7 protein-coding genes are annotated in these 23,138 nt (G+C 51.3%); all 7 read right to left on the minus strand.

Annotated features, from left to right (window positions below; genetic code table 11):
* Positions 1-181: 181 nt before the first annotated feature.
* Positions 182-3,424, minus strand: coding sequence for an RAP domain-containing protein (locus J7439_RS19745; RefSeq protein ID WP_209203670.1), 3,243 nt, complete (start codon positions 3,422-3,424; stop codon positions 182-184).
* Between the two features lie 105 nt (positions 3,425-3,529).
* A complete protein-coding gene (locus J7439_RS19750; RefSeq protein ID WP_209203671.1) occupies positions 3,530-6,922 on the minus strand; it encodes an RAP domain-containing protein in 3,393 nt (1,130 codons plus the stop codon).
* A 59-nt stretch (positions 6,923-6,981) separates the two neighbouring features.
* Positions 6,982-9,492, minus strand: a complete 2,511-nt coding sequence (locus J7439_RS19755) for an RAP domain-containing protein (protein ID WP_209203672.1) — start codon at positions 9,490-9,492, stop codon at positions 6,982-6,984.
* Positions 9,493-9,597: 105 nt separating this feature from the next.
* The gene (locus tag J7439_RS19760) at positions 9,598-12,972 is read right to left on the minus strand and encodes a DUF1601 domain-containing protein (RefSeq protein WP_209203673.1); all 3,375 of its coding nucleotides are present in this window, start codon (positions 12,970-12,972) and stop codon (positions 9,598-9,600) included.
* A 59-nt stretch (positions 12,973-13,031) separates the two neighbouring features.
* A complete protein-coding gene (locus J7439_RS19765) occupies positions 13,032-16,598 on the minus strand; it encodes an RAP domain-containing protein (RefSeq protein ID WP_209203674.1) in 3,567 nt (1,188 codons plus the stop codon).
* A 59-nt stretch (positions 16,599-16,657) separates the two neighbouring features.
* Positions 16,658-19,699 (minus strand): RAP domain-containing protein, encoded by a 3,042-nt coding sequence (locus tag J7439_RS19770; RefSeq protein ID WP_209203675.1) that lies wholly within the window; start codon positions 19,697-19,699, stop codon positions 16,658-16,660.
* Positions 19,700-19,804: 105 nt separating this feature from the next.
* Positions 19,805-23,047 (minus strand): RAP domain-containing protein, encoded by a 3,243-nt coding sequence (locus J7439_RS19775; RefSeq protein WP_209203676.1) that lies wholly within the window; start codon positions 23,045-23,047, stop codon positions 19,805-19,807.
* Positions 23,048-23,138 lie beyond the last annotated feature (91 nt).

A 23,138-nucleotide genomic window follows, 5' to 3' on the forward strand; every position in this document is an offset into this window, starting at 1 on the left:
TATGGCCATTCGGCTGGTTGTAACCGTTATCAGATCTTGTGTATTGATCACTGATACCAGTAGAACTTCTATCCATAATTATATTTCATTAATTCATGAAAATATAAAAAGCAGACTGCTGTTCTGCCCAGAAGTTCATTGTGCGGCAAAGTTTACTTGAGTCATGATGGGAGGAAGGCGATTACTGGCTACTTGTTTTCTTCCTCTTTGCCAGGTTGCTTTGCTCTACTAAATGTTCTTCGCCAGTCACGTATGCAGCACCTGCCCGCCTTCTTTTAAGTGGTACAGAGCCATGACCCTGTGGCGGGATGCCTGTCCTGGTCTTTATTTGATCAATATAGGGTTTCATTAAATCGTTGCTCAAAAGCTGGTTAGCCGGGATTTCAATGACCTCAAATCCTGCTTTTTGAAGCAGTGCGATTTTCAGCAGAGTCGAACTATTCCTGGTGTTGAAATCACCACCTACGTAATGATAGGGGCCCTGAACTTCAATCACCATGTTGTGATCTGGCAGTAGCAGGTCAACCGGAGGTAATGAGTTCAGACTCTTTTCTTCTTCAATCTTCAAAGATGGAATAGATGATTGGAGTTGATCACGGAAGTCGGCTTGGGTTTTTGAAATGGTGGTCTGGTAATGGGGGACCACCGGACACGCTCTCCCAAGCCAACTTGCGGCCATGGCAATGATGGATTGAACCTCTGCATTTTCTGGGGATGTATTTTCCAGGCGAGTAAACAGGTCATCCATGTGCTTTTCAAGCACGTTATTTTTATTGGCATTGGGAACCAGAGACAACCTGGCGCACCATACCATGACTCCCCAGAGAGACATCAATATATCTTGCTGAGAGAGCTGAGGGTTTTCACTGATTAGGTAGACAAGCGATTCAAATGTGGATGTAACCATGTTCAGCTCAACGAGCTCACCCAGTTTCGCAGTGGCCCACAGCAGGTTGGCAATTTCCTGTGGTTTAAAATTAGCTTTCTGTGCGTTCACGTGGGGCAACAGCGCAGCCACGGCCTCGTTGAACTCTGGCGTCTGCACCTGCCCGTTGTCCACCAGTTTCGCCATGGCCCACAGCAGGTTGGCGATTTCCTGTGGCTTAAAGTGAGCTTTTTGTGCGTACACGTGGGGCAACAGTGCGGCCACAGCCCCTTTGAGCGCTGGTGACCACTCCTGCCTGCTGTCCACCAGTTTCGCCATGGCCCACAGCAGGTTGGCGATTTCCTGTGGCTTAAAGTGAGCTTTTTGTGCGTACATGTGGGGCAACAGTGTGGCCACAGCCCCTTTGAACGCTGGTGACCACTCCTGCCTGCTGTCCACCAGTTTCGCCATGGCCCACAGCAGGTTAGCGATTTCCTGTGGTTTAAAGTTAGCTTTCTGTGCAATCACGTGGGGCAACAGCGCGACCAGAGCCTCTTTGAGTTCTGGTTTCCTGTCCTGCCCGTTGTCCACCAGTTTCGCCATGGCCCACAGCAGGTTGGCGATTTCCTGTGGTTTAAGGTGAGCTTTCTGTGCGTTCACTTGGGACAACAGCGCGGCCACGTTCTTTTTGAGCCCTGGTGTCCGCTCCAGCCCGTTATCCACCAGTTTCGCCATGGCCCACAGCAGGTTGGCGATTTCCTGGGCATTAAATTGGTCTTTCTGTGCGTTCACGTGGGGCAACAGCGCGGCCACGGTCTTTTTGAGCCCTGGTGACCGCTCCAGCCCGTTATCCACCAGTTTCGCCATGGCCCACAGCAGGTTGGCGATTTCCTGTGGGTTAAAATTGGCTTTCTGTGCGTTCACGTAGGGTAACAGCACGACCACGGGCTCTTGGAACTCTGTTGTTTGCAACTGCCCGTCGTCCACCAGTTTCGCCATGGCCCACAGCAGGTTGGTGATAGCCTGTGGTTTAAAGTGAGCTTTCTGTGCGTTTACCTGGGGCAACAGCGCGGCCACAGTCTCTTTGAGTACTGGTGTTTGCTCCTGCCCGTTGTCCACCAGTTTCGCTATGGCCCAAAGCAGGTTGGTGATCCCCTGGGCAGTAAATTGGTCTTTCTGTGCGTTCACGTAGGGCAGCAGCGCGGCCACGGCCTCGTTGAGCTCTGGTGTCCGCTCCTGCCCGTTGTCCACCAGTTTCGCCATGGCCCACAGCAGGTTGGCGATATGCTGGGGACTAAACTGGTCATTCTGTGCGTTCACGTGGGGCAACAGCGCGGCTACTGTCTCGTTGAGCTCAGGTGTCTGCTTCTGCCCATTGTCCACCAGTTTCGCCATGGCCCACAGTAGGTTGGCGATACCCTGGACTTTAAACTGGGCTTTCTGTGCGTTCACGCGGGGTAACAGCGCGGCTACGGTCTCTTTGAGTTCTGGTGTCCGCTCCTGACCGTTGTCCACCAGTTTCGCCATGGCCCACAGCAGGTTGGCGATATGCTGAGGAATAAACTGGTCTTTCTGTGCGTTCACGTGGGGCAACAGCGCAGCCACGGCCTCATTGAACTCTGGTGTCTGTTCCTGCTTGTTGTCCACCAGTTTCGCCATGGCCCACAGCAGGTTGGCGATATGCTGAGGAATAAATTGGTCTTTCTGTGCGTTCACGTGGGGCAACAGCGCAGCCACGGCCTCGTTGAACTCTGGTGTTTGCTCCTGCTTGTTGTCCACCAGTTTCGCCATGGCCCACAGCAGGTTGGCGATTTCCTGTGGTTTAAAGTGAGCTTTTTGTGCGTTCACGTGGGGCAACAAGGCGGCCACGGCCTCGTTGAACTCTGGTGTTCGTTCCTGCCCGTTGTTCACCAGTTTTGCCATGGCCCACAGAAGATTGGCGACAGCCTGGGGGGCAATATCCCTGGCTGGATGTTTTTGGTTGCAGTTAAATATTATTGCATCAAGTAGCGTTGACAATAAGGCCGCTTGAGTACGCTTAACTCGCGCATCCATGGGTTTATGAAGGGTAAACACACCCGCTGAAGTCAATGAGTGCATTGTTGTCGTCAGGCTTCGCCAATTCCAGCTCCGGGTTGCTGTGAAATTTTGCAGCAAACCCATCAGCTGGCTTTGTTCCCCTCGATTTAACGGTCTTTTAGCCGCTAACGTGTATTTTTTAACTGAACTGGCATATAGGCCGTGATCTCTCCCATCATAGCGATGACCAAAACGATGCGATTTACTCACCAGATCATCCATTATTACTGGTTTGATGAGGACATTAAAATCTTGAGCAGAGTTGACTGAACGGTGAATTAAATATTGAGAAGGGCGTGTGCCGGAAGAATGGTGAAATTCATTACATTCCAGGGTAGAGCGGGGGTGGCTATCCCATTGTCTGACTGTGGCATGTCTATATTGCCCACGCCCTGAAGAAGGGACATGGCCATTCGGTTGGTTGTAACCGTTACCTGATCTTGCGTATTGACCACTGATACCAGCAGAACGTCTATCCATAATTATATTTCATTAATTAATGAAAATATAAAAAGCAGACTGCTGTTCTTCCCAGAAGTTCATTTTGCAGAAAAGTTTACTTGAGTCATGATGGGAGGAAGGCGATTACTGGCTGCCTGTTTTCTTCCTCTTTGCCGGGTTGGTTTGCTCTGCTAGATGTTCTTCGGCAGTCACGTATGCAGCATCTGTCCAACCTCTTTTAAGTGATACAGAGTCATGACCCTGTGGCGGGATGCCTGTCCTGGTCTTTATTTGATCAATGTATGGTTTCATTAAATCGTTGTTCAAAAGCTGGTTAGTCGGGATTTCAATGACCTCAAATCCTGCTTTTTGCAGCAGTGCGATTTTCAGCAGAGTCGAACCATTCCTGGTGTTGAAATCACCACCCACGTAATGAGAGGGGCCCTGGACTTCAATCACTATGTTGTGATCTGGCAGTAGCAGGTCAACCGGAGGTAATGAGTTCAGACTCTTTTCTTCTTCAATCTTCAAAGAGGGGATACATGATTGGAGTTGATCGCGGAAGTCGGCCTGGGTTTTTGAAGTGTCTGTCTGGTAGTGGGGGACGACCGGACACGCTTTGCCAAGCCAACTGGCGGCCATGGCAATGGTGGTTTGATCCTTTTCATTATCCGGTGATGTATTTTCCAGGCGAGTCAACAGGTCACCCATTTTCTTTTCAAGCACGTTATTTTTATTGGCATTGGAGACCAGAGACAACCTGGCACAGCATACCGTTACGCCCCAGAGAGACATCGATATCCCTTCCGGAGAAAACTGAAGGTTCTTACTGATTCGACCGACGAGCGATTCGAACACAGAGGTAGCCTCGTTCAGCTTAACGAGTTCACCCAGTTTTGCCATGGCCCACAGCAGGTTAGCGATTTCCTGTGATTTAAAGTTAGCTTTTTGTTTGATCACGAAAGGCAACAGCGCGACCACAGCCTCGTTGAGCTTTGGTGTGTGCTCCTGTGCTTTGTCCACCAGTTTCGCCATAGCCCACAGAAGGTTGGTGATTGCCTGGGGTGTAAAGTCAGCTTTCTGTGCGTTCACGTGGGGCAACAGCACGGTAACGGCCTCCATGAGCCCCGGTATCTTATCCTGCACGTTGTCCGCCAGTTTCGCCATGGCCCACAGCAGGTTGGCGATACCCTGGGTATTAAATTGTTTTTTCTGTGTGTTCACGAGGGGCAACAGTACGGTCACGGTCTCTTTGAGACCTGGTGTCCAATCCTGCTTGTTGTCCACCAGTTTTGCCACAACCCACAGCAGGCTGGTGATATGCTGGGGAATAAATTGGTCTTTTTGTGCTTTCACCTGGGGCAACAACGCGGGCACAGCATCTTTGAACTCCGGTGTTCGCTTCAGCCCGCTGTTAACCAGTTTTGTCATGGCCCACAGCAGGTTGGCGATTTCCTGTGGTTTAAAGTCAGCTTTTTGTTTGTTCACATGGGGCAACAGCGTAGCCACTGTTTCGTTGAACTTTGGTGTCTGTCCGTACCCGTTGTCCCCCAGTTTTGCCATGGCCCACAGCAGGTTGGCGATTTCCTGTGGTTTAAAGTTAGCTTTCTGTTTGTTCACGAGGGGCAACAATGCGGCCACGGTCGCTTCGATCTTTGGCGTCCGTTTCTGCCCGTTGTCCACCAGTTTCGCCAAGGCCCACAGCAGGTTGGCGATTTCCTGTGGTTTAAAGTTAGCTTCTTGTACGTTCACGTGGTGCAACAGCGCAATCACCGTTTCGTCGAACTCTGGTGTCTGTTTGTACCCGTTGTCCACCAGTTTCGCCATGGCCCAGAGCAGGTTGGCGATACCCTGGTGATTAAATGGGTCTTTCTGTTCGTTCACGCAGTGCAACAGCGCGGCCACAGCCTTTTTGAGCTCTGGTGTCTGTTTGTACCCGTTGTCCACCAGTTTCGCCATGGCCCAGAGCAGGTTGGCGATACCCTGGTGATTAAATGGGTCTTTTTGTTCGTTCACGTGGGGCAACAGCGCGGCCACGGCCACTTTGAGCTCTGGTGTATGCTCCTGCCCGATGTCCACCAGTTTCGCCATGGCCCATAGCAGGTTGACGATGGCCTGGGCATTAAATCGGTCTTTCTGTGCGTTCACGTGGGGCAACAGCGCGGCCACGGCCTCTTTAAGCTCTGGTGTGTGCACCTGCCCGTTGTCCACCATTTTCGCCATGGCCCACAGCAGGTTGGTGATGTGCTGAGGAATAAAGTGGCCTTTCTCTTCTTTTGATTCGGCTTTGGTTTTCACATTGGCCAGCAGCGCGGCCACGGCCTCGTTGAACTCTGGTGTCTGCTCCTGCCCGTTGTCCACCAGTTTTGCCATGGCCCACAGCAGGTTGGCGATAGCCTGAGGAATAAATTGGTCTTTCTGTGCGTTCACGCTGGGCAATAGCGCGGCCACGGCCTCTTTGAGATCTGATGTCTGCTCCTGGCCGTTGTCCACCAGTTTGGCCGTGGCCCATAGCAGGTTGGCGATAGCCTGAGGAATAAATTGGTCTTTCCGTGCGTTCACGCTGGGCAACAGCGCGGCCACGGCCTTTTTGAGATCTGGTGTCTGCTCCTGGCCGTTGTCCACCAGTTTCGCCATGGCCCATAGCAGGTTGGCGATGGCCTGGGCATTAAATTGGTCTTTCTGTGCGTTGACGAGGTGCAACAGAGCGGCCACAGCCTCTTCGAACTCTGCTGTATGCTTCTGGCCGTTGTCCAGCAGTTTTGCCATGGCCCACACCAGGTTGGTGACGTCCTGTGGTTGAAAGTGAGCTTTCTGTGCGTTCACGTGGGGCAACAGCGCAACCACGGCCTCTTTGAACTCTGGAGTAAGCCCCAGCCCGTTGTCCAGTAGTTTTGCCATGGCCCACAGCAGGTTGGTGATTCCCAGGGCATCAATATCCCAGGCTGGAGGTTTTTGGTTGCACTTGAATCTTATTACATCCAGTAGCGTTGACAATAAGGCAGCTTGAGTACTCTTAACACGCTCATCCATGGGTTGATGAGGGGTAAAAACACCCGCTGAAGTAAATGAGTGAAGTGTTGTCGTCAGGCTTCGCCAATTCCAGCTCCGTGTTGCTGCAAAATTTTCCAGCAAACCCATCAGCTGGCTTTGTTCCGCTCGATTTAACGGTCTTTTAGCAGCTGATGAGTATTTTTTAATTGAACTGGCATACCGACCGTGATTTCTCCCATCATAGCGATGACCGAAACGTTCCGATTTACTCACCAGATCATCCATTATTTCCTGTTTGATGAGGGCATTAAAATCTTGAGCAGAGTTGACTGAACGGTGAATTAAATATTGAGAAGGGCGTGTGCCAGAAGAATGGTGAAATTCATTACATCCCGGGGTAGAGCGGGGGTGACTATCCCACTGTCTGACTGTGGCATGCCTATACCGCCCACGCCCTGAAGAAGGGGCGTGGCCAATCGGTTGGTTGTAACCGTTATCTTGTCTTGTGTATTGATCACTGATACCAGCAGAACTTCTATCCATAATTATATTTCATTAATTCATGAAAATATAAAAAGCAGACCGCTGTTCTGCTCAGAAGTTCATTTTGCAAAAAAGTTTACTTGAGTCATGATGGGAGGAAGGCGATTACTGGCTGCTTGTTTTCTTCTTCTCTTCTTCTTCTTTTTTGCTGGACTGGTTTGCTCTTCTAAATGTTCTTCACCAGCCACGCATGCAGCATCTGCCCACCCTCTATTAAATGATACAGAGCCATGCTCCTGTGGGGGGATGCCTATCCTGGTCTTTATTTGATCAATATAGGGTTTCATTAAGTCCTGATTCCAAAGCATGTTGACCGGGATTTCAATGACCTCAAATCCTGATTTTTTCAGCAGTGCGATTTTCAGCAGAGTCGAACCATTCCTGGTTTTGAAATCACCATTCACGTAATGAAATGGTCCCTGAATTTCAATCGCAATGTTGTGATCTGGCAGAAACAGGTCAACCGGAGGTAATAAGTTCAAACTCTTTTCTTCTTCAATCTTCAAAGAGGGAATGCATGATTGGAGTTGATCGCGGAAGAAAGTTTGAGGTTCCGAAATGGTCGCCTGGTAATGGGGGACGAACGGAAACGGTCTGCCAAGCCAACTGGCGGCCATGGCAATGACGCGTTGATCCTTTTCATTGTCCGGGGGGAGATTTTCCAGGCCAGTAAACAGGTCCTTCATGTGCTTTTCAAGCACGTTATTTTTATTAGCATTGGGGACCAGAGACAACCTGGCACCGCATGTCATTAGGCCCCAGAGAGACATCGATAGCTCTTGCTGACAGATCTGAGGGTTTTCACTGATCAGGTAGACAAGCGATTCGAACATAGAGGTAAGCTCGTCCAGCTCAACGAGCTCACCCAGTTTCGCTGTGGCCCACAGCAGGTTGGCGATTTCCTGTGGTTTAAAGTTAGCTTTCTGTGCGTTCACCCGGGGCAACAACGGGGCCACGGCCTCGTTGAGACCAGGTATCTGCTCTTGCCCGTTGTCCAGCAGTTTCGCCATGGCCCACAGCAGATTGGCGATATGCTGAGGAATAAACTGGTCTTTCTTTGCGTTCACTTGGGGCAACAGCACGGTCATGGCCTCGTTGAGCTCTGGTGTCGGCTCCTGCCCGTTGTCCACCAGTTTCGCCATGGCCCACAGCAGATTGGCGATATGCTGAGGAATAAACTGATCTTTCTGTGCGTTCACCTGGGGCAACAGCACGGCCACGGCCTCGTTGAGCTCTGGTGTCGGCTCCAGCCCGTTGTCCACCAGTTTCGCCATGGCCCATATCAGGCTGGCGATTTCCTGTGGTTTAGAGCAAGCTTTTTGTTTGTTTACGTGTGTCAACAGCGCAGACACAGCCTCTTTGAGTTCTGTTGTCTGCTCCTGCCCGTTGTCCACCAGTTTCGCCAGGGCCCACAGCAGGTTAGCGATACCCTGAGGAATAAATTGGTCTTTCTGTGCGTTTACGTGGGGCAACAGGGCGGCCACGGCCTCGTTGAGCCCTGGTGTCCACTCCTGGCGGTTGTCGACCAGTTTCGCTATGGCCCACAGCAGGTTGGCGATACCCAGTGGTTTAAAGTTTGCTTTTTGTACGTTCACGTGGTGCAGCAGCACGGCTACGGCCTCATTGAACTCTGGTACCCACTTCTGGCCGTTGTCCGACAGTTTCGCGATGGCCCACAGCAGGTTGGCAATACTCAGGGTATTGAATTGGTCTTTCTGTGCGTTCACATGGGGCAACAGCGAAGCCACGGCCTCCTTGAACTCTGGCGTCCGCTCCTGCCCGATGTCCACCAGTTTGGCCATGGCCCACAGCAGGTTGGCGATTCCCTGAGGAATAAATTGTTTTTCCTGTGCGTTCACATGGGGCAACAACACGGCCACGGCTTCTTTGAGCTCTGGTGTACGCTCCTGCCCATTGTCCAACAGTTTCGCCATGGCCCACAACAGGTTGGCGACACCCTGAGCATCAATATCCCTGGCTGGAGGTTTTTGGTTGCACTTGAATATTATTGCATCAAGAAGTGTTGACAATAAGGTAGTCTGAGTAAGTTTAACTTGCTCATCCATGGGTTTATGAAGGGTAAAAACGCCCGCTGAAGTCAATGAGTGAAGTGTTGTCGTCAGGCTTCGCCAATTCCAGCTCCGTGTTGCTGCGAAATTTTGCAGCAAACGCATCAGCTGGCTTTGTTCTGCTCGATTTAACGGTCTTTTCGCAGCGGATGTGTATTGTTTAATTGAATTGGCATACAGGCCGTGATTTCTCCCATCATAGCGATGACCGAAACGGTTCGATTTACGCACCAGATCATCCATTATTTCTGGTTTGATGAGCGCGCTAAAATCTTGAGCAGGGTTTACTGAACGGCGCTGTAGATGTTGAGAAGGGCGTGCGTCAGAAGAACGGTAAAATTTATTACGCCCCGGGTTTGTGCGTGGGGTATTATCCCACTGCCTGACCGTGGCATGTCTGTATCGTCCACGCCTTGAAGAAGTAGCATGGCCACCTGGTCGGTTATAATCATTATCGGATCTTGCGTATTGACCACTGATACCGGCAGAGCTTCTGTCCATAATTATATTTCATTAATTCATGAAAATATAAAAAGCAGACTGCTGTTCAGTTCAGAAGTTCATTGTGCGGAAAAGTTTACTTGAGTCATGATGGGAAGAAGGCGATTACTGGCTGCTTGTTTTCTTCCTCTTTGCCGGGTTGGTTTTTTCTTCTAAATGTTCTTCGGCAGTCACGTATGCAGCACCTGCCCAACCTCTTTTAAGTGATACAGAGCCATGCTCCTGTGGCGGAATGCCTATTCTGGTCTTTATTTGATCAATGTATGGTTTCATTAAATCCTGACTCAAGAGCCTGTTAACCGGAATTTCAATGACCTCAAATCCTGATTTTTGCAACAGTGCAATTTTCAGCAGAGTCGAACCATTCCTGGTTTTGAAATCACCACCTACGTAATGACCCGGTCCCTGAACTTCAAGAACCATGTTGTGATCTGTCAGCAGCAGGTCAACCGGAGGTAATGAGTTCAGACTCTTTTCTTCTTCAATCTTCAAAGATGGAATAGATGATTGGAGTTGATCGCGGAAGTCGGCTTGGGTATTTGAAATGGTTGTCTGGTAATGGGGGACGACTGGACACGCTCTGCCAAGCCAACTTGCGGCCAGGACAATGGTGCGTTGATCCTCTTCATTGTGCAGGAATGTATTTTCCAGACGGGTAAACAGGTCGTCCATGTGTTTTTCAAGCACGTTATTTTTATTGGCATTGGAGTCTAGAGACAACCTGGCACAGCATACCATGACTCCCCAGAGAGACATCGATATCTCTTCCTGAGAAAACTGAAGCTTCTCACTGATTCGATAGACAAGCGATTCGAACGTAGAGGTAGCCAGGTTCAGCTCAATGAGTTCACCCAGTTTGGCCGTGGCCCACAGCAGGTTGGCAATACCCTGGGCATTAAATTGGTCTTTCTGTCCGCTCACGCAGGTCAACAGCGCAGCCACCGCTTCGTTGAACACTGGTGTCTGTTCGTACCCGTTGCCCACAAGTTTTGCCATGGCCCACAGCAGGTTGGTGATATGCTGGGGAATAAATTGTTCTTTCTGTGCATTTACGTGGGGCAACAGGGCAGCCACGGCCTCGTTGAGCTCTGGTGTTTTCTCCAGCCCTTTGTCCACCAGTTTCGCCATGGCCCACAGCAGGTTGGCAGTTTGCTGAGGAAAAAATTGGTCTTTCTGTGCGTTCACGTGGGGCAACAGCGCGGCCACGGCCTCTTTGAGTTCTGGTGTCTGCTTCTGCCCGCTGTCCACCAGTTTCGCCATGGCCCACAGCAGGTTAGCGATACCCTGTGGTTTAAAGTGAGCTTTCTGTGCGTTCACGTGGGGCAACAGCGCGGCCACGGTCTCTTTGAGTTCTGGTGTCTGTGCCTGCCCGTTGTCCACCAGTTTTGCCAGGGCCCACAGCAGGTTGGCGATGCCCTGGGCCTTAAATTGGTCTTTCTGTGCGCTCACGAGGGGCAACAGCACGGCCACAGCCATTTTGAGCCCTGGTGTCTGCTCCTGCCCGTTGTCCACCAGTTTCGCCATGGCCCACAGCAGGTTGGCGATATGCTGAGGAATAAATTGGTCTTTCTGCGCGTTCACGAGAGGCAGCAGGGCGGCCACTGCCTCGTTGAGCCCTGGTGTCTGCTGCTGCGTATTTTCCACCAGTTTCGCCATGGTCCATAGCAGGTTGGCGATATGCTGAGGAATAAATTGGTCTTTCTGTGCGTTCACGTGGGGCAACAGCGCGGCCAAGGCCCTTTTGAGCTCTGGTGTCGGCTCCTGCCCGTTGTCCACCAGTTTCGCCATGGCCCACAGCAGGTTGGCGATTTCCTGAGGTTTAAAGTTAGCTTTCTGTGCGTTCACGTGGGGCAACAGCACGGCCACGGCCTTGTTGAACTCTGGTGTCCACTCCTGCCCGTTGTTCACCAGTTTCGCCATGGCCCACAGCAGGTTGGCGATATGCTGAGGAATAAATTGGTCTTTCTGTGTGTTCACGTGGTGCAACAGCGAGGCAACGGCCTCGTTGAGCTCTGGCGTCCGCTCCTGCCCGTTGTCCACCAGTTTCGCCATGGCCCACAGCAGGTTGGCGATTCCCTGAGGAATAAATTGTTCTTTCTGTGCGTTCACATGGGGCAACAACACGGCCACGGCCTCGTTGAGCTCTGGTATCCGCTCCTGCCCGTTATCCACCAGTTTCGCCATGGCCCACAGCAGGTTGGTCATTTCCTGTGGTTTAAAGTGCGCTTTCTGTGCGTTCACCCAGGGCAACAGCGCAACCACAGCCTCGTTGAGTTCTGGCGTCTGCTCCTGCCCGTTATCCACCAGTTTCGCCATGGCCCACAGCAGGTTGGCGATATGCTGAGGAATAAATTGGTCTTTCTGTGTGTTCACGTGGTGCAACAGCGAGGCAACGGCCTCGTTGAGCTCTGGCGTCCGTTCCTGCCCGTTGTCCACCAGTTTTGCCATGGCCCATAGGAGGTTGGTGATACCCTGTTGTGTAAAGTTAGTTTTCTGAGCGATCACTTGGGGCAACAAGGCGGCCACGGCCTCGTTGAGCCCTGGTGTCCGCTCCTGCCCGTTGTCTACCAGTTTTGCCATGGCCCATAGCAGGTTGGCGATTTCTTGTGGTGTAAAGTCAGCTTTCTGAGCGATCACCTGGGGCAACAAGGCGGCCACGGCCTCGTTGAGCCCTGGTGTCCGCTCCTGTCCGTTGTCCACCAGTTTTGCCATGGCCCATAGCAGGTTGGCGATTCCCTGAGGAATAAATTGTTTTTTCTGTGCGTTCACATGGGGCAACAACACGGCCACGGCCTCTTTGAACTCTGGTATCCGCTCCGGCCCGTTGTCCACCAGTTTCGCCATGGCCCACAGCAGGTTGGCGATTCCCGGGGCATCAATATCCCTGGCTTCAGGTTTTTGGTTGCAGTTAAATATTATTGCATCAAGTAGCGTTGACAATAAGGCAGCTTGAGTGAGCTTAACATGCCCATCCATGGGTTTATGAAGGGTAAAAACACCCGCTGAAGTAAATGAATGAAATGTTGTCGTCAGGCTTCGCCAATTCCAGCTCCGGGTTGCTGTGAAATTTTGCAGCAAATGCATCAGCTGGCTTTGTTCTGTTCGATTTAACGGTCTTTGAACAGCTAACGTGTATTTTTTAATTGAACTGGCATAGTGCCCGTGATTTCTCCCATCATAGCGATGACCGAAACGATTCGATTTACTCACCAGATCATCCATTATTTCCTGTTTGATGAGGGCATTAAAATCTTGAGCAGAGTTTACTGAACGGCACTGTAGATGTTGATAAGAGCGTGTGCCAGAAGACTGATAAAATTCATTGCGACCCGGTGCAGTGCGGGGAAGGGTTTCCCATTGTCTGACTGTGGCATGTCTGTATCGCCCACGCCCTGAAGAAGGGGTATGGCCATTCGGTTGGTTGCAACTGTTTTTTGATCTTGTGTATTGACCACTGATACCAGCAGAATTTTTATCCATAATTATATTTCATTAATTCATGAAAATATAAAATGCAGACTGCTGTTCTGCTCAGAAGTTCATTTTACGGAAAAGTTTACTTGAGTCATGATGGGAGGAAGGCGATTACTGGCTGTTCTTTTTCTTCTTCTCTTCTTCTTCTTTTTTGCTGGATTGGTTTGTTCTTCTAAATGTTCTTCACCAGTCACGTATGCAGCATCTGCCCACCCTCTATTAAATGATACAGAGCCATGCGCCTGTGGGGGGATGCCTATCCTGGTCTTTATTTGATCAATATAGGGTTTCATTAAATCGTTGTTCAAAAGCTGATTAGCCGGGATTTCAATGACCTCAAATCCTGCTTTTTGCAACAGTGCGATTTTCAGCAAAGTCGAACCATTCCTGGTGTTGAAATCACCACCCACGTAATGAGACGGTCCCTGAACTTCAATCACCATGTTGTGATCTGGCAGAAGCAGGTCAACCGGAGGTAATGAGTTCAGGCTCTTTTCTTCTTCAATCCGCAAAGATGGAATGCATGATTGGAGTTGATAGCGGAAGTCGGCCTGGGTTTTTGAAATGGCTTTGTGGTAATGGCGGACGACCGGACACGTTCTGCCAAGCCAACTTGCGGCCATGATCATGATGGATCGATCCTCTTTATTATCTGGCGAGGTATTTTCCAGGCGAGTCAACAGGTCATCCATATGCTTTTCAAGCACGTTATTTTTATTGGCATTGGAGTCTAGAGCCAACCTGGCACAGCATACCATGACTCCCCAGAGAGACATCGATATCTCTTCCTGAGAAAACTGAAGGTTCTTACGGATTCGATAGACAAGCGATTCGAACGTAGAGGTAGCCACGTTCAGTTCAACGAGTTCACCCAGTTTGGCCGTGGCCCACAGCAGGTTGGCAATACCCTGGGCATTAAATTGGTCTTTCTGTGCGTTCACGAGGGGCAACAGCGCGACCACAGCCTCGTTGAGCCCTGGTGTCTGTTCCTGCCCGTTGTCCACCAGTTTCGCCATGGCCCACAGCAGGTTGGTGATTTCCTGTGGTTTAAAGTTAGCTTTTTGTACGATTACGCAGGTCAACAGCGCAGCCACCGCTTCGTTGAACTCTGGTGTCTGCTTGTGCCCGTTGTCCACCAGTTTCGCCATGGCCCACAGCAGGTTGGCGATAGCCTGAGGAACAAATTGATCTTTCTGTACGTTTACGTGGGGCAACAACACGGCCACAGCCTCTTTGAGCCCTGCGGTCAGCTCCTGCCCGTTATCCACCAGTTTCGCCATGGCCCACAGCAGGTTGGTGATTTCCTGTGGTGTAAAGTGAGCTTCCTGTGCGTTCACGTGGCGCAACAGCGCGGACACGACTTCTTTGAGCTCTGGTGTCAGCTCCTGCCCGCTGTTCACCAGTTTTGCCATGACCCACAGCAGGTTGGTGATTGCCTGTGGTGTAAAGTGAGCTTTCTGTGCGTTCACGTGGGGCAACAGCGCGGCTGCGGCCTCCATGAGCCCTGGTATCTTCTCCTGCCCGCTGTCCACCAGTTTCGCCGTGGCCCATAGCAGGTTGGCGATTTCCTGTGGTTTAAAGTTAGCTTTCTGTAAGTGCACGTAGGGCAATAGCGCGGCGACAGCCTCGTTGAGCTCTGGTGTCCACTCCTGACCGTTGTCAATCAGTTTTGCCATGGCCCACAGCAGGTTGGCGATATGCTGAGGAATAAATTGGTCTTTCTTTACGTTCACGAGGGGCAACAGCGCTCCCAGGGCCTCATTGAGCCTCGGTGTCAGCTCCTGGCCATTGTCCACCAGTTTCGCCATGGCCCACAGCAGAATGGCGATACCCTGGGCATTTAAGTGGTATTTCTGTGCGCTCACATGGGGCAACAGCACGGCCAACGTTTTGTTGAGCCCAAGTGTACTCTCCTGGCCGTTGATCACCAGTTTCGCCATGGCCCACAGCAGGTTGGGGATACCCTGGGCATTAAATTGGCCTTTCTGAGCGTTCACGCAAGGCAACAGCGCGGCCATGGCCTCTTTGAATTCTGGTGTCTGCTCGTGCCCGTTGTCCAACAGTTTCGCCATGGCCCACAGCAAGTTGACGTTTTCCTGTGGTGTAAAGTTCGCTTTCTGTGCCTTTATACGGGGCAATAGGGTGGCCACGGACTCTTTGAGCCCTGGTGTCTGCTCCTGCCCGTTGTCCACCAGTTTCGCCAGGGCCCACAGCAGGTTGGCGATATGCTGAGGAATAAACTGGTCTTTCTGTGCGTTCACTTGGGGCAACAGCACGGCCACGGCCTCGTTGAGCTCTGGTGTCGACTCCTGCCCGTTGTCCACCAGTTTCGCCAGGGCCCACAACAGGTTGGCGATATTCTGAGGCATAAACTGGTCTTTCTGTGCCTTTACACGGGGCAACAGCGTGGCCACGGCCTCGTTGAGCTCTGGTGTCTGCTCCTGCCTGTTGTCCACCAGTTTTGCCATGGCCCACAGCAGGTTGGCGATTCCCTGAGGAATAAATTGCTCTTTCTGTGCGTTCACTTCGGGCAACAGGGCGGCCACGGCTTCGTTGAGCCCTGGTGTCCGCTTCTGGCCGATGTCCAACAGTTTCGCTATGGCCCACAGCAGGTTGGCGATTCCCTGAGGAATAAATTGTTTTTTCTGTGCGTTCACATGGGGCAACAACACGGCCACGGCCTTTTTGAGCTCTGGTGTCCGCTCCAGCCCGTTGTCCACCAGTTTCGCCATGGCCCACAGTAGGTTGGCGATACCCTGGGCACTAAACTGGGCTTTCTGTGCGGTCACGCGGGGTAACAGTGCGGCTACGGTCTCTTTGAGTTCTGGTGTGTGTTCCTGTCCGTTGTCTACCATTTTCGCCATGGCCCACACCAGGTTGGCAATAGCCTGAGGAACAAATTGGTCTTTCTGTACGTTTACGTGGGGCAACAACGCGGCCACAGCCTCTTTGAACTCTTCTGTCTGCTCCTGCCCGTTGTCCACCAGTTTCGCCATGGCCCACAGCTGGTTAGCGATACCCTGAGCACTAATATCACTGGCTTCAGGTTTTTGGTTGCACTTGAATATTATTGCATCCAGTAGCGTCGATAATAAGGCAGCTTGAGTGAGCTGAACACGCTCATCCATGGGTTTATGAAGGGTAAAAACGCCTGCTGAAGTAAATGAGTGCAGTGTTGTCGTCAGGCTTCGCCAATTCCAGGTCCGTGTTGCGGTAAAATTTTGCAGCAAACGCATCAGCTGGCTTTGTTCTGTTTGATTTAACGGTCTTTTAGCAGCTGACGTGTATGTTTTAATTGAACTGGCATATTGCCCGTGATTTCTCCCATCATAGCGATGACCGAAACGATCCGATTTCCTCACCAGACCAGCTATTACTTCTGGTTTGATGAGGGCATTAAAATCTTGAGCAGAGATTACTGAACGGTGCATTAAAAATTGAGAAGGGCGTGTGCCAGAAGAATGGTGAAATTTATTACATTCCGGGGTAAAGCGGGTGTGACTATCCCGCTGCCTGACTGTGGCATGTCTGTGTCGCCCACGCCTTGAAGAAGGGGCATGGCCATTCGGCTGGTTGCAACCGTTATCTGATCTTGTGTATTGATCACTGATACCAGCAGAACTTCTATCCATAATTATATTTCATTAATTCATGAAAATATAAAAAGCAGACTGCTGTTCTGTTCAGAAGTTCATTGTGCGGAAAAGTTTACTTGAGTCATGATGGGAGGAAGGCGATTACTGGCTGCTTGTTTTCTTCTTCTCTTCTTCTTCTTCTTTTTTGTTGGACTGGTTTGCTCTTCTAAATGTTCTTCACCAGCCACGCATGCAGCATCTGCCCACCCTCTATTAAATGATACAGAGCCATGCGCCTGTGGGGGGATGCCTATCCTGGTCTTTATTTGATCAATATAGGGTTTCATTAAATCGTTGTTCAAAAGCTGATTAGCCGGGATTTCAATGACCTCAAATCCTGCTTTTTGCAGCAGTGCGATTTTCAGCAGAGTCGAACCATTCCTGGTGTTGAAATCACCACCCACGTAATGAAAGGGGCCCTGAACTTCAATCACCATGTTGTGATCTGGCAGCAGCAGGTCAACCGGAGGTAATGCGTTCAGGCTCTTTTCTTCTTCAATCCTCAAAGATGGAATGCATGATTGGAGTTGATAGCGGAAGTCGGCCTGGGTTTTTGAAATGGCTTTCTGGTAATGGCGGACGACCGGACACGCTCTGCCAAGCCAACTTGCAGCCATGATCATGATGGATTGATCCTCATCATTATCTGGCGAGGTATTTTCCAGGCGAGTCAACAGGTCATCCATGTGCTTTTCAAGCACGTTATTTTTATTGGCATTGGAGTCTAGAGCCAACCTGGCACAGCATACCATGACTCCCCAGAGAGACATCGATATCTCTTCCTGAGAAAACTGCAGGTTCTTACGGATTCGATAGACAAGCGATTCGAATACAGAGATAGCCACGTTCAGTTCAACGAGTTCACCCAGCTTGGCCGTGGCCCACAGCAGGTTGGCAATGCCCTGGGCATTAAATTGGTCTTTCTGTGCATTCACGAGGGACAACAGCACGACCACAGCCTCGTTGAGCCCTGGTAACTGCTCCTGCCCGTTGTCCACCAGTTTCGCCATGGCCCAAAGCAGGTTGGCAATAGCCAGGGCATTAAACTGGTCTTTCTGTCCGTTCACGCAGGTCAACAGCGCAGTCATCGCTTCGTTGAGCTCCGGTGTCTGCTCGTACCTGTTGTCCACCAGCTTTGCCATGGCCCACAGCAGGTTGGTGATATGCTGGGGAATAAATTGGTCTTTCTGTGCATTTACGTGGGGCAACAGCGCAGCCACAGCATCTTTGAGCTTTGGTGTTTTCTTCAGCCCTTTGTCCACCAGTTTCGCCATGGCCCACAGCAGGTTGGCGATATGCTGAGGAATAAACTGGTCTTTCTGTGCGTTCACCTGGGGCAACAGCACGGCCACGGCCTCGTTAAGACCTGGTGTCCGCTCCAGCCCTTTGTCCATCAGTTTCGCCATGGCCCACAGCAGGTTGGCGATACCCTGTGGTTTAAAGTGAGCTTTCTGTGCGTTCACGTGGGACAACAGCGCGGCCAGGGCCCTTTTGAGCTCTGGTGTTTGCTCCTGCCCGTTGTCCACAAGTTTCGCCATGGTCCACAGCAGGTTGGCAATAGCCAGGGCATCAAACTGGTCTTTCTGTGCGTTCACGCGAGGTAACAGCGCGGCTACGGTCTCTTTGAGTTCTGGTGTACGCTCCTGCCCGTTGTCCACCAGTTTCGCCATGGCCCACAGCAGGTTGGCGATTTGCTGAGGAATAAATTGGTTTTGCTGTGCGTTCACATGGGGCAACAGCGCGGCCACTGCCGCTTTGAGCCCTGGTGTCTGCTCCTGCCCGTAGTCCACCAGTTTCGCCATGGCCCACAGCAGGTTGGCGATACCCTGTGGTTGAAAGTGAGCTTTCTGTGCATTCACGTGGGACAGCAACGCGGCCAGGGCCCTTTTGAGCTCTGGTGTTGGCTTCTGCCCGTTGTCCACCAGTTTCGCCATGGCCCACAGCAGGTTGGCAATAGCCAGGGCATTAAACTGGTCTTTCTGTGCGTTCACGCGGGGTAACAGCGCGGCTACGGTCTCTTTGAGTTCTGGTGTCCGCTCCTGCCCGTTGTCCACCAGTTTCGCCATGGCCCACAGCAGATTGGCGATCTGCTGAGGAATAAATTGGTTTTGCTGTGTGTTCACATGGGGCAACAGCGCGGCCAATGCCGCTTTGAGCCCTGGTGTCGGCTCCTGCCCGTTGTCCACCAGTTTCGCCATGGCCCACAGCAGGTTGGCGATATGCTGAGGAATAAATTGGTTTTGCTGTGCGTTCACATGGGGCAACAGCGCAGCCACGGCCTCGTTGAGCTCTGGCGTCCGCTCCTGCCCATTGTCCACCAGTTTCGCCATGGCCCACAGCAGGTTGGCGATTCCCTGAGGGATAAATTGTTTTTTCTGTGCGTTCACATGGGGCAACAACACGGCCACGGCCTCTTTGAGCTCTGGTGTACGCTCCTGCCCGCTGTCCACCAGTTTCGCCATGGCCCACAGCAGGTTGGCGACACCCTGGGCATCAATATCCCTGGGTGGAGGTTTTTGCTTGCAGTTAAATATTATTGAATCAAATAGCGTTGACAATAAGTTAGTCTGAGTAAGTTTAACTCGCGCATCCATGGGTTTATGAAGAGTAAAAACACCCGCTGAAGTCAATGAATGAAGTGTTGTCGTCAGGCTTCGCCAATTCCAGCTCCGTGTTGCTGCGAAATTTTGCAACAAACGCATCAGCTGGCTTTGTTCTGCTCGATTTAACGGCCTTTTAGCAGCTGACGTGTATTTTTTAAGTGAACTGGCATATAGACCGTGATCTCTCCCATCATAGCGATGACCGAAACGTTCCGATTTCCTCACCAGACCAGCCATTATTTCTGGTTTGATGAGGGCATTAAAATCTTGAGCAGAGTTGACTGAACGGTGCATTAAATATTGCGAAGGGTGTGTGCCAGAAGAAGGGTGAAATTCATTACATCCCGGGGTAGAGCGGGGGTGAGTATCCTGCTGTCTGACTGTGGCATGCCTATATCGCCCACGCCTTGCAGAAGGGGCATGGCCATTCGGGTGGTTGTAACCGTTATCTGATCTTGGGTATTGACCACTGATACCGGCAGAGCTTCTGTCCATAATTATATTTCATTAATTCATGAAAATATAAAAAGCAGACTGCTGTTCTGCTCAGAAGTTCATTGTGCGGAAAAGTTTACTTGAGTCATGATGGGAGGCAGGCGATTACTGACTGTTTGTTTTCTTCCTCTTTGCCGGGTTGGTTTGCTCTGCTAAATGTTCTTCGGCAGTAACGTATGGAGCACCTGCCCACCCTCTTTTAATTGATACAGAGCCATGACCCTGTGGCGGGATGCCTACCCTGATCTTTATTTGATCAATATATGATTTCATTAAATCTTTGTTTAAAAGCTGGTTAGTCGGGATTTCAATAACCTCAAATCCTGCTTTTTGCAACAGTGCGATTTTCAGAAGAGTCGAACCATTCCTGGTTTTGAAATCACCACCTACGTAATGACGCGGTCCCTGAACTTCAATCACCATGTTGTGATCGGGCAGAAACAGGTCAACCGGAGGTAATGAGTTCAGACTCTTTTCCTCTTCGATCGTCAAAGCTGGAATAGATGATTTGAGTTGGTCACGGAAGTCGACCTGGTTTTTTGAAATGGTTGTCTGGTAATGGCGGACGACCGAACAGGTTCTGCCAAGCCAACTTGCAGCCATGGCAAGGATGGATTGATCCTCTCCATTATCTGGCGATGTATTTTCCAGACGAATGAACAGGTCATCCATGTGTTTTTCAAATAGGTTATTTTTATTGGTATTGGAGTCCAGAAACAACCTGGCACAGCATACCATTACTCCCCAGAGAGACATCGATATCTCTTTCTGAGAAAACTGAAGGTTCTTACTGATTCGATAGAGAAGCGATTTGAACGTAGAGGTAACCAGGTTCTGCTCAACAAGTTCACCCAGTTTGGACGTGCCCCACAGCAGGTTGGCAATACCCTGGGCAGTAAATTGATCTTTCTGTGCGTTCACGCGGGGCAACAGCGAGATCACAACCTCGTTGAGCCCTGGTGTCTGCTCCTGCCCTTTATCCACCAGTTTCGCCATAGCCCACAGCAGGTTGGCGATTGCCTGTGGTGTAAAGTTAGTTTTCTGTGCGTTCACGTGGGGCAACAGCGCGGCCGCGGCCTCCATGAGCCCCGGTATCTTCTCCTGCCCGCTGTCCACCAGTTTTGCCATGGCCCACAGCAGGTTGGCGATGTCCTGGGCATTAAATTGGGCTTTCTGTGCGTTCACGTGGGGCAACAGCCCGGCCACGGCCTTGTTGAGCTCTGGTGTCTGCTCTTGCCCGTTGTCCACCAATTTCACCATGGCCCACAGCAGGTTGGTGATTTCCTGAGGTTTAAAGTTGGCTTTCTTTGCGTTCATTTGGCACAACAGCGCGGTCACTGCTTCTTTGAGCTCTGGTGTTCGCTCCTGCCCGCGGTCCACCAGTTTCGCCATGGCCCACAGCAGGTTGGCGATTTCCTGTGGTTTAAAGTGAGCTTTCTGTGCATTAATGTGGGGCAACAACGCCGCCACGGCCTCGTTGAGGCCTGACGTCCGCTCCAGCCCGTTGCCCACCAGTTTCGCCATGGCCCAAAGCAGGTTGGCGATATGCTGAGGAATAACTTGGTCTTTGGGTGCGTTCACGTGGGGCAACAGTGCGGCCACAGCATCTTTGAGCTCTGGTGTTTGCTCCAGCCCGCTTTCCACCAGTTTCGCCATGGCCCACAGCAGGTTGGCGATATCCCGGGCATTAAATTGGTCTTTCTGAGCGTTCACATGGGGCAACAGTGCGGCCACGGCCTCTTTGAGTCCTGGTGTGCGCTCCTGTCCGTTGTCTACCATTTTTGCCATGGCCCACAGCAGGTTGGCGATACCCTGAGGAACAAATTGGTCTTTCTGTACGTTTACGTGGGGCAACAACACGGCCACAGCCTCTTTGAGTTCTGGTGTGTGCTCCTGCCCGTTGTCCACCAGTTTCGCCATGGCCCACAGCAGGTTAGCGATACCCTGTGGTGTAAAGTTGGCTTTCTGTGTGCTCATTTGGGGCAACAGCGCGGCCATGGTTTCGTTAAACCCTGGCGTCCACTGTGGCCCGTTGTCCACCAGTTTCGCCATGGCCCACAGCAGGTTGACGATACCCTGGGGTTTAAAGTTAGTTGTTTGTACGTTCACGAGGGGCAATAGGGCGGCGACGGCCTCGTTGAGCTCTGGCGTCTGCTCCTGCCCGTTGTCCACCAGTTTCGCCATGGCCCACAGCAGGTTGGCGATTTCCTGTGGTTTAAAGTCAGCTTTCTCTGGGTTCGCTTGTGGCAACAGCGCGGCCACGGCCTCGTTGAGCCCTGGTGTCCGCTCCAGCCGGTTGTCCACCAGTTTCGCCATGGCCCACAGCAGATTGGCAATATGTTGAGGAATAAATTGGTTTTTCTGTGCGTTCACGAGGGGCAACAGGGTGACCACGGCCTCGTTGAGCCCTGGTGTCCGCTCCAGCCCGTTGTCCACCAGTTTCGCCATGGCCCACAGCAGGTTGGCAATACCCTGGGCGTTAAGTTGGTTTTTCTGTGCGTTCAGGAGGGGCAGCAGGGCGGCCACAGCATCTTTGAGCCCAGGTGTCCGCTCCAGCCCGTTGTCCACCAGTTTCGCCATGGCCCACAGCAGGTTGGTGACTTCCTGTGGTTTAAAGTGAGCTTTCTGTACGTTCACGTGGGGCAACAGCGCGGCCACGGTCTCGTTGAATTCCGGTGTCTGCTCCTGCCCGTTGTCCGCCAGTTTCGCCATGGCCCACAGCAGGTTGGCTATTCCCCGGGCATCAATGTCCCTGGCTTGAGGTTTTTGGTTGCACTTGAATATTATTGCATCAAGTAGCGTTGACAATAAGGCAGCTTGAGTAAGCTTGACACGCTCATCCATGGGGTTATGAGGGGTAAAAACACCTGCAGAAGTCAATGAATGGAGTGTTGTCGTCAGGCTTCGCCAGTCCCAACGCCGTGTTATGGTAAAATTTTCCAGCAGACCTATCAGCTGGCTTTGTTCCGCTCGATTTAACGGTCTTTTCGCAGCGGATGTGTATTGTTTAATTGAATTGGCATACAGGCCGTGATTTCTCCCATCATAGCGATGACCGAAACGGTCCGATTTACGCACCAGATCATCCATTATTTCTGGTTTGATGAGCGCGTTAAAATCTTGAGCAGGGTTTACTGAACGGCGCTGTAGATGTTGAGAATGGCGTGTGTCAGCAGAACGGTAAAATTTATTACGCCCCGGGTTTGTGCGTGGGGTATCATCCCACTGCCTGACCGTGCTATGTCTGTATCGACCACGCCTGGAAGAAGTAGCATGGCCACCTGGTCGGTTATAATCATTATCTGATCTTGCGTATTGACCACTGATACCGGCAGAACTTCTATCCATAATTATATTTCATTAATTCATGAAAATATAAAAAGCAGACTGCTGTTCTGCTCAGAAGTTCATTTTGCGGAAAAGTTTACTTGAGTCATGG

The sequence above is a fragment of the Salinisphaera sp. G21_0 genome, from assembly GCF_017744115.1.
GTDB lineage: Bacteria > Pseudomonadota > Gammaproteobacteria > Pseudomonadales > Endozoicomonadaceae > Endozoicomonas.